The 9746-nt window shown below is 39.8% G+C and carries 6 protein-coding genes; 3 read left to right on the forward strand and 3 right to left on the reverse strand.

All coding sequences use genetic code 11. From position 1 onward, the window contains the following. Positions 1-12 precede the first annotated feature (12 nt). Both ACYVTD_RS07540 and priA read right to left on the reverse strand, forming a co-directional pair. Positions 13-2079 (reverse strand): MBG domain-containing protein, encoded by a 2067-nt coding sequence (locus ACYVTD_RS07540; protein ID WP_461247160.1) that lies wholly within the window; start codon positions 2077-2079, stop codon positions 13-15. Positions 2080-2197: 118 nt separating this feature from the next. Then, entirely contained in the window at positions 2198-4321 is a 2124-nt protein-coding gene (gene priA, locus ACYVTD_RS07545) for a replication restart helicase PriA (protein WP_461247161.1), read from the reverse strand. A 42-nt stretch (positions 4322-4363) separates the two neighbouring features. Here priA and ACYVTD_RS07550 point away from each other — a divergent pair, with 42 nt between their 5' ends. Continuing rightward, entirely contained in the window at positions 4364-4603 is a 240-nt protein-coding gene (locus ACYVTD_RS07550; protein WP_461247162.1) for a hypothetical protein, read from the forward strand. Here ACYVTD_RS07550 and ACYVTD_RS07555 read toward each other — a convergent pair. After that, positions 4593-8066: a phosphoribosylformylglycinamidine synthase gene (locus tag ACYVTD_RS07555; protein ID WP_461247163.1), complete on the reverse strand. Its 3474-nt coding sequence runs from the start codon at positions 8064-8066 to the stop codon at positions 4593-4595. The two genes, ACYVTD_RS07550 and ACYVTD_RS07555, sit on opposite strands and share 11 nt — an antisense overlap. Positions 8067-8193: 127 nt before the next feature. On the opposite strand from ACYVTD_RS07555, the gene gatC reads away from it, so the two are divergent. Then, complete coding sequence (gatC, locus tag ACYVTD_RS07560) at positions 8194-8487, forward strand: Asp-tRNA(Asn)/Glu-tRNA(Gln) amidotransferase subunit GatC (protein ID WP_461247164.1); 294 nt, start codon at positions 8194-8196, stop codon at positions 8485-8487. After that, positions 8487-9746, forward strand: a 1260-nt coding sequence (gatA, locus tag ACYVTD_RS07565; protein ID WP_461247165.1) for an Asp-tRNA(Asn)/Glu-tRNA(Gln) amidotransferase subunit GatA, incomplete at its 3' end; no start/stop codon positions are given. The genes gatC and gatA, both read left to right, overlap by 1 nt.

The raw sequence follows: 9746 nt of genomic DNA on the forward strand, positions 1-9746 counted from the left end.
GATAATAAAGCTTTATACAAAGGAGCTATAACTGTTGTTTGTAAGATTATTAAAGTTGAGAAAAATGTTATTCAAATGTGGGATCCGGACACACAATATGGTGGAGCAGTGACTAACGATGCCCTGTCTCCACACTGCCTTAACCAGCGGAAGAGCCCACGTGCCTATCTGCGCAGCGTCTTTAAACTTCAACGCACCAGTCCCCCTACCGCTCAAATATGGAGGTTTTTTCCCCGTCGCCTTCTCTAGCTGACAGATAAACGAAGTAATCTCCTGCCTCGTCACATAATTATTCGGCTTGAAATCGTATATATCCAAAGCCGTGTTCGCCGCGTTAATCTCATAGCCCGAAGCGATATATTGCTCGCGACACCACTTCGACGCTTTGTAATATTTCGTGTTCGTCTCAGGTATATCCCTAAACCCATTGCCCACTCCTGTCGGTTCCGGCGCGCCCTCTGCAAGCCATATCATACGTATAACATCCCCGCGTGTAATATTAGATTTCGGCGAGTATATCGTCGGTTGCGTGTCTTTCAGCGGTTCGATAACCTTAACTGGTCTTTCCCAAAGATACTTAACTGCATAATGCCAATAATATGACCCCGTCGCTTGGCTAGACGTCACCGTCGTCGGCACATCACTAAATGGGTTCCAAAGAGAAGCAGGGCCAGCATTTACTACCAATGCATTAGTGCCCGTCCCCTCATTCAAATTATAGTTAGCTGCAGACAAACCAGAAACAACGGAAGTTACATTATATGCCCCAACCGCACGTCCTGCACCTGCTGTGCCGCCAACAATACTAGCCGAATAAGTTCCACTCAATTTACCAATATTTTCATCGTTTACAAACCCCGAAAACGTAAAATCATTTGACGAATTCCAAACAGGATCAGCCTCCCCGAATTGTTTTGTCTTAGAAACTGGAGTTATTGTAAGCCCTGCTTTGTTAATAGTGAAAGTTTGTGTCGCAAATCCATCATAAGCGCCTTTCATAGTCACCGTCACAGTCGCCGTCCCCGCATTCGTGCTATTTGAGGCAACAAAAGTATAATCCGTTCCATTCGTTAGAATTGTTGCACCATTTTGAACAATCACATTGGAAGCCGCAGGCGTTTGTGCTGAACCATTGTATGTGTATGTTCCGTTAACAGTAATAGTCGGCGAAATTTCCCTTGCAAACTCAATTCCACCCATAGCATAAGAAAGCGGAGTAATAGGAGAAAGCGAATAAAGTTGATAAGTATCAAGCCCCGTGTTGTTAACTTGCGGACCAGCATCATTGTTTTGCGGAACAAAAGAACTAGCTGCATAAACACTGTCAGGTTGAAAAGTGCTAGACGTAACTTCCGACGGCTGATGCGAACCAATCATTTTAAAATATACTTTTCCGAGCGATAACCCCTTATCATTTGGCATTGCAATTGGTCCTCGGTTTCCAATCAAACCATATTGTGCGGCAGTATTTAGATCTTCCCCTTCCGATTCAACCCTACGAGTAAAATGAATTTTAAATCTTCCAGAAGTATTGCTGCCAAAGTTATCTATCATTGTTTTGCTATTTTTGTCTGTGCCATACTTTGCCCAGCCATTAGTAGCGTTAGTAATCCCTTGAGTTAAATTTTGAGAAGCGATCGTAGTTTGTGTGCCAGCCCAGTCTTCCATTGTAGGCTCTTTATAAGCATAATAACCTCCATCATCGTTAGTCACTGCTCCACCATATTGTGGGTCCGGATCCCACATTTGAATAACATTTTTATCAAATTTAATAATCGTACAAACAGCAGTTATAGCTCCTTTGTATAAAGCTTTAATATCTGCTTCATAAATATCAGTAACTCCAGAACCGAAATCCTTGCTTTGCCTCCAAACAAGCCGAACTTTATCAGAATTTTTAACTTCATGAGCAGTCGTTGGAGTTCCACTAGTCGAAGGATAGTCGCCATAGATAGGTTTAGGCACAACAACGCTGTTAGACAATACCTTCTCCCCTCCCCACAAAGCAAAAACGCTAGCAGGCAAAATAGTAGCAAAAATCACTAATGAAATTATAACACTCAAACTTTTCTTAAACATATAAACAGCCCTTTCATAAATAACGCTTACATAATATATTATAGCATAACATAAAGAAAAACCTCGACATATAATATATAAGATTTCATTTTGTATAATTTTTGTAATATTAGTCGATTTATAGCATGGAAATAGGGTTAATATAAATATTAAAAATATAATCTTTATTTCTAGAAAACTCTTTCGAAATCGCTAGCAACATTTTTTCTATTTCTGGTGTCATATTAGCTTTAATAAGCGTCCTATAGCGCAAAAGTCCTTTCATTCTCTCAATCGGCGCAGGCGCAGGCAAAGTTATCTTAAACTCCCCACTTAACATTTTAACCGCTCGCTCTAATACGCTTTTTAAAACCGTTTCATCTTCCCCAACGCATAAAAACATAATAATATCGCTAAAAGGGGGATTATCATACTGTTCACGATGAAAAATCTCTTTTTCATAAAAATCTTTATAATTGTGTTCCTTTGCATATTTCAAAACATAATGGTCCGGCGTATAACTCTGTATAATCGCTCTGCCTTTTTTGTCGCCCCTGCCGCTTCGTCCACAAACTTGAGTAAAAAGGGAAAAGCTCCTTTCAAACGAACGAAAATCGCTAATATTAAGAGTCTGGTCGGCGGCTAAAACTGCAGCAAGCGTAACATCAGGGAAATCAAGCCCTTTCGCAACCATCTGCGTACCAATCAAAATATCAATTTTCTTATCCCGAAACTCGTCTAAAACCGCTTCATGCCCACCTTTAACGGATGTAGTATCAAAATCCATGCGAATATAGGTCGCATCAGGAAAATATTTTTCTATCTCGGTTTCTACCTTCTGCGTCCCATCCCCAAAATATCTTATATAATGGCTACCGCAAGAAGGACATATTTTAACGTTGTCCTGCGAAAAACCACAAGTATGGCAAACGAGCTTTTCCTGCTTCTTATGATATGTTAAAGTAACATCGCAATTCTTGCATTTTATGCTCTCCCCACAATTTCTGCAAGAAACAAAAGTGTGATACCCACGCCTATTAAGCAACAAAATCGTTTGCTCGCCTTTATCAATATTTTTTCTGATTTCATTTTTCAACTGCTCCGAAAACATGGACATATTGCCTGACAAAAGTTCTTTTCGCATGTCAACTATATCGACTTCTGGCATATTTTTTTTATTCGTTCGCTCCAAAAGTTCCAAGAGCTTGTACTCGCCTTGTTTCGCCTTATAATAAGAATTCACAGACGGCGTTGCAGACGCTAAAACAAGCGGGCAAGAATGATTATTCGCTCTTATCTTCGCAACTTCTCTCGCATCATATTTTGGCGACATATCAGATTTATATGATGATTCTTGCTCCTCGTCTACAATTATAACACCCAAATTATCAAAAGGCGCAAAAACGCTAGACCGCGCGCCGATAGCAATCTTCGTCTCGCCTCTTAAAATCTTTTGCCACTCATCAAACTTTTCTCCTTTAGAAAGAGATGAATGCAGAACCGAAACCTTGTCGCCAAATCTCGACACAAAGCGTTCGACCATCTGCGGCGTGAGAGAAATTTCTGGAACAAGCACAATCGCTTCTTTTCCCTCCTTAAGCACTCTATCGATAACCTGCAAAAAAACCTCAGTTTTCCCCGAACCTGTCACGCCAAAAAGCAAATAAGTATCATCGCTATTTATGCCATCAATCGCCTGCTTTTGCTCTTTTGTCGGCACATGCGGTTTTGTCTTCTTATATTTCTTGTAATCTGCACCATGCCTAATTTCAGCACGTTCAAAAACCTTAACAACACCTTTTTTAACCAATGTTTTCACGGCAGAATTGTTAAGCTCCGCCAAAGCGCACTCGTCTTTTGCAAGAATTTCCAAAACCTGCGTTTGCGCATCAGTTTTTGCTTTATATTTATTATCTACTAATTTAACATACTTTCTCATCTTCTCTCGGGCAAACTTCGCAGACAAAGCCTCAGTCGGCATAATCGCCTTCAAACTTTGATAAAAAGTGCAAAAACAAGATTCACTAAGCCATCTTGCAACATTTATGAGTTCAGTTGTTAATATAGGTATATCATCTATAATTTTAATTACTTCTTTTGTATCAAATTCCGGTTTCAAGACGATATCAACAACAATCCCAACCAGCTTTTTAGAATTCCTGCCAAAAGGAACCTCAACTCTCTGCCCGATTTTTATGTCATCAACACAAGAGTATGTAAAGGTTCTATCAATATTCAATATCGCAACTTCAACATATTTCATAAATACTCACTTTTTGGTCATAATATCTTAGAGGTGCTTTTTATGGATAACCTAATGAAAAAACTTGATAAAGAGCTGTCAGGCAGCGTAATCGGTACAGAATCTTTTTATATACAAAATAAATTTTACGAATTGATAGAAAAAGGAAACTTTAGCGATGAAGAGATCAAGATAATGCAAGAAAAACCAGATTTATTAGATACGCTTTCAACCAAATATATAAAAAGCGACGAACGAACCGCGCTATATGAAACTTTCTTAGTAGATTCGCTTAATAGTTAAAATATTTTATGCCTGCTTCAAAAATTCTTTGATTATGGTTGCCAGGAATGTTGCGATATAACTCTGCGCCAAACCTCTCGCTATGCCCCATCTTGCCAAGTATCTGCCCTGTCGCATCTGTAATGCCTTCTATATCTAATGCCGAGCCGTTCGGGTTGTGCTCCAAATACCTAGTCGCAATCTGCGCATGCGGAATATCTCTGCCAACGAACCTACCTTCACCATGCGAAATAGGTATAACATGTTCATCGCCTGCATTGCACAAAGATAACCAAGGCGAAAGCGTCGAATTAACCTTTGTCGTAACGAATTTAGCAACATGATGCTTGCAAGTGTTGTATGTCAATGTCGGGCTCATCTCGTCCTGATCTGTTATTTCGCCATTTGGAAGCAACCCCAATTTAATTAAAGCTTGAAAGCCATTACATATACCCAAAACAAGCCCTCCACGATTTAAAAAGCCGTGTATTGCTTCTTTTATTATATCATTCTTCAAATAGGCTACTATATATTTCGCCGACCCTTCAGGTTCATCACCAGCTGAGAAACCACCAGATAGAGCTAGAATTTGCGAATTGCTAATTTTGTCGGCAAGTGCGTTTATAGAATCTGCAATAGCCGAAGGTGTTAAATCGCGCATAATTATAAATTCGCTCTCGCCGCCTGCTTTTTGGAATGCACGGCTCATATCAAGTTCGCAATTAGTGCCAGGGAAAACCGGCAATACAACTTTCGGCTTAGCAATTTTTATTTTAGGTGCATATTTTTTCTCATTATACGGCACAGTTTTAGCAATAGCAGGTCCGCCAGAAGTTGGGAATATTTCAACAAGCGGTTTTGTGTTTTCCTTTTTTAACTTTTGAATATCATATGATTTACCATTTATGATTAGCTTGCCATCAATAGTTTCACCGATCCGTTCAAACGGTAATTCAGCATCACTCTCAATAATAAAACTACCAATATTCGCACCAGATATATCCAAACGCGCGCCAATGTCATTGCCAAAAGTTTGATATGCTATCGAGTTCAGCCCAATATTCTCGATAACATTGCAAGATAGAATTTTTTCATTATTCTTCTCTATGATGTCAAAAATTTCTTTCGCTTTTTCAAAATCCGGCATACCGTTTTTGTAAGTCATTCTCGCCAAATATAAATTTGAATTTGTCTTCTTAAACTCCGGAGAAATAGCTCTTTTAGCTTTAGAAACGCAAATCGCAAATGAAACAAGTGTCGGCGGAACAGTTAAATCTTCAAATGTACCGCTCATACTATCTTTTCCACCAATCGAAGCCAGCCCTAATTCAATCTGTGCCTTATAAGCGCCCAACAAAGCCGCTAATGGTTTCCCCCATTTTTCAGGGTCAGCGCCCAACTTCTCAAAATATTCTTGGAAAGTGAAGTAAATCTTTTTATGTTCTCCACCAGCTGCAATAAGTTTGCATACAGAAAGAAGAACAGCAATTGCCGACGCATGGTAAGGAGACTTTTTCGCCAAATCAGGATAGTAGGCATGAGTAAAATATGTCGCGCTATCTGTTTCTCCAGCCGTAGGAATTTTCATTACACTAGCCAATGTCGGCGTTAATTGGTTTTTCCCGCCATAAGGAGCAAGCACAGTGCGCGCGCCAATCGTGCTGTCGAAAATTTCTTGCAACGAATATTGAGATGCAACCTCTAACGCCTTAACATCAAACTTTTTATCCTCAAAATCAAATGATGTCTTCTCAATTTTTGCCGAAGCCGTCTTAGTCGCACCGTTTGTATCGATAAATTCTCTAGAAATTTTAGCAACGGCATCATCACCATTTTTCATAACCATATAACCCGTATCGGTTATCTTGGCGACAATGGTCGCCTCCAAGTTTTCTTCATTCGCACGTTTTATGATATAGTCAGCGTCTTCTTTTCTAACAACCAACGCCATTCTCTCTTGGCTCTCAGAAATGGCGATTTCCGTCGCATTTAATCCTGCATATTTTTTTGGCACTTTATCAAGATATATTTCCAAACTATCAGCGAGTTCGCCAATAGCAACAGACACGCCACCTGCGCCGAAATCATTCATTCTTCTAATTTTTGTAGTAACACTCTTGTCCAAGAACATGCGCATAATAGCGCGTTCCAATGGAGGATTTCCTTTTTGAACCTCACTTGAAGCGACATCAATAACATCTTCGGTGTGTTCCTTTGACGAGCCAGTCGCACCACCAACACCATCGCGTCCAGTACGCCCGCCTAGCAAAATTACAACGTCACCGCTTTCCGGAACTTCCCTAATAACATTTTCTCTAGGGCACGCGCCAACAACAGCTCCAAGTTCCATTCGCTTAGCAATATATCCATCATCATAAATTTCTGCAACCTTACCAGTCGCCAACCCAATTTGGTTACCATATGAAGAATATCCTTTCGCAGCAGTTTGGGTAATTCTTCTTTGCGTCAATTTTCCTTTAGGAGTTTTCTCTTTAGGCGTAAACGGATTGCCAGCCCCTGTCACTCTATAAGCTTGATAAACATACGCCCTACCAGATAACGGGTCTCTAATAGCCCCGCCAAGGCAAGTGGCTGCCCCACCAAAAGGCTCGATCTCAGTCGGATGGTTGTGCGTTTCGTTTTTAAATTGAATTAAATATTCTTTCTCTTGCTCACCATCTTTAATTTTTTCAATAATAGAGCAAGCGTTTATCTCTTCAGATAAATCAAGATTCTTTAAAGTCGGTTTTAGCTCTCTCATCGCTCCAAGAGCAACATTCATAAGAGTTAGCGGGCGCTTTGAATGATTCGCCACATATTTATCAAATGTAGCTTTAATTTGCTGATCTTCTATCTCAACTTTATCTAAAACCGTGTTAAATGTCGTATGGCGACAATGATCACTCCAATAAGTATCCAAGACCCTAATTTCCGTTTCCGTTGGCGTTCTTCCCTCATTGGCAAAGCACTCTTGCACGAGGGAAATATCAGCCAAATCCATCGCCAAACCGAGATCTTTTATAAACTTTGTTAAACCATCTTTATTCAGTTTCAAAAAGTCATCATGCTTTTTTATGGGCGTGCTCGAGTGGTTTTCATGAGGCAAAATGCCTTTTGCATCATAAGGAATCTCCCTCTGCTCAACTGGATTTATAAGTTCTGCTTTTTTATCTTCTATGTTAACTTTTCCATTGAATCTATACAAAATAGATGTCCTAACCTCGACATCACTATCAGGGAATAACACTTTCAAGGCTTTTTCTGTATAATCTGCACGTGCGTCATATTGCCCAGGCAAAGCACCAATTTCTAACTCACTGGGAACATTCGTGCCTACTCCTTCTTTTTCCATATATATATCATCTAAAGGCGCCTCAGCGAAAACGATATACTTCGCTTTGTTATACTGCAAAGAAGTTAACCCTTTAACATAATATTTATTGATTACATTTTTATTATCTTTTTTGTTTACTAAAATCGTCATCTTTCGCACTCCTTCGCTTGAAGTATATCATACAATTTTAGAATTGTCAAACAAAAAATCGTCGCTTATATTCGTTTGACAAACCGCATTTTTTATGATATACTGACGAGCAATTGGAGGATGTATAATGTCAAAACACATTAACGAAGATGTCGTAAAACATATCGCGCATCTAGCAAGACTAAACATTGAGAAGATCGACGAAACGATAGAAAATCTATCAAACATAGTCGAACAGGCAGATTTACTAGCCAATTTAGACACAACAGGCGTCGAGCCAACTAACCATGCCATTCCGCTCGAAAATGTCTTTAGAGAAGATATTCTAGGGCAGAGCTATTCTCGAGATGACATGCTAAAAAATTCGACCAACAAAGCCGGTTGCTATGTTGTGCCTAGAACCTTCGAAGGAGATGTGTAATGAACTTATACGAACTTACAGCAAGCGAATTAAGCGATAAAATTATAAAAAAAGAAGCATCCTCAACAGAAATCACAAAAAGCTTCATAGATAGAATTAATCAAGTCGAAGATAAAGTCGGTTCATACATAACAACTACATTCGACCTCGCTTTAGAAACAGCAAAAAAAGTTGACGAAAAACTATCAAACGGCGAAAAAATTCTCCCTCTCGAGGGCGTCCCAATGGGTGTTAAAGACTTAATTTCAACCTCAGGAATCAGAACAACTTGCGGCTCTAAAATGCTAGAAAACTATACTCCTGTATACGACGCGTTTGTGTACAAAAACATAAAAGAGAGAAACATCCCTGTCTTAGGAAAGCTAAACATGGATGAATTTGCAATGGGTTCTTCAACAGAAACTTCGTATTATAAGAAGACAGCAAATCCATATAATCTCGCTCGCATACCAGGTGGTTCTTCAGGAGGTTCCGCTGCCGCCGTTCCAGCAGGCGAGGCAGCTTTCACAATCGGTTCCGACACAGGTGGGTCCATTCGCCAACCGGCATCCCTTTGCGGTTGTGTGGGATTAAAGCCAACATACGGTTTAGTATCACGTTTCGGGCTCATAGCCTTTGCCTCAAGCCTTGATTCAATCGGTCCATTAACAAAAGACGTTAAAGATTGCGCTCTTGTTTTAGAGCTTCTAGCAGGTCATGATAAAATGGACTCCACTTCTCTAAACATTCCAAAGCAAGAATACGCAAAAAACCTTAATGCAGATTGCAAGGGAATGAAAATCGGCATCCCAATCGAATTTTTCGGTGAAGGAATTGATGCCGAAGTAAAAGCTTCTGTATTAAACGCAGTTGAAAAATATAAGGAACTTGGCGCAACAGTTGAAGAGTTCTCGTTCCCATTTAGAGAATATTTAATCGCCGCATATTATGTTATCGCCTGCGCAGAAGCAAGCTCAAACCTCGCTCGCTTCGATGGCATTAAATATGGTTATCGTAGCCAAACGGAAGCGAAAGACCTAATCGAATTCTATAAAAATACGCGCACTGAAGGTTTTGGCAGCGAAGTAAAACGCCGAATTATGTTAGGCACATACGTTCTTTCATCTGGCTATTATGATGCCTATTATAAGAAGGCCCAAGAAACCAGAACGCTCATAAAGCAAGAGTTCAACAAAGCATTCGAAAAATATGACGTTTTAATAACGCCAACTAGCCCAACAACAGCATTCACATTCGATGGCAAATCTTCTCCTCTCGAA

This window comes from Treponema sp. R6D11 (assembly GCF_054786075.1).

What these genes read in the sequence shown, in the direction of transcription:
- ACYVTD_RS07540 (WP_461247160.1), bottom strand. Translation starts at nt 2,079, where the DNA reads ATGTTTAAGAAAAGTTTGAGTGTTATAATTTCATTAGTGATTTTTGCT.
- ACYVTD_RS07550 (WP_461247162.1), top strand. Translation starts at nt 4,364, where the DNA reads ATGGATAACCTAATGAAAAAACTTGATAAAGAGCTGTCAGGCAGCGTA.
- gatC (WP_461247164.1), top strand. Translation starts at nt 8,194, where the DNA reads ATGTCAAAACACATTAACGAAGATGTCGTAAAACATATCGCGCATCTA.
- ACYVTD_RS07555 (WP_461247163.1), bottom strand. Translation starts at nt 8,066, where the DNA reads ATGACGATTTTAGTAAACAAAAAAGATAATAAAAATGTAATCAATAAA.
- priA (WP_461247161.1), bottom strand. Translation starts at nt 4,321, where the DNA reads ATGAAATATGTTGAAGTTGCGATATTGAATATTGATAGAACCTTTACA.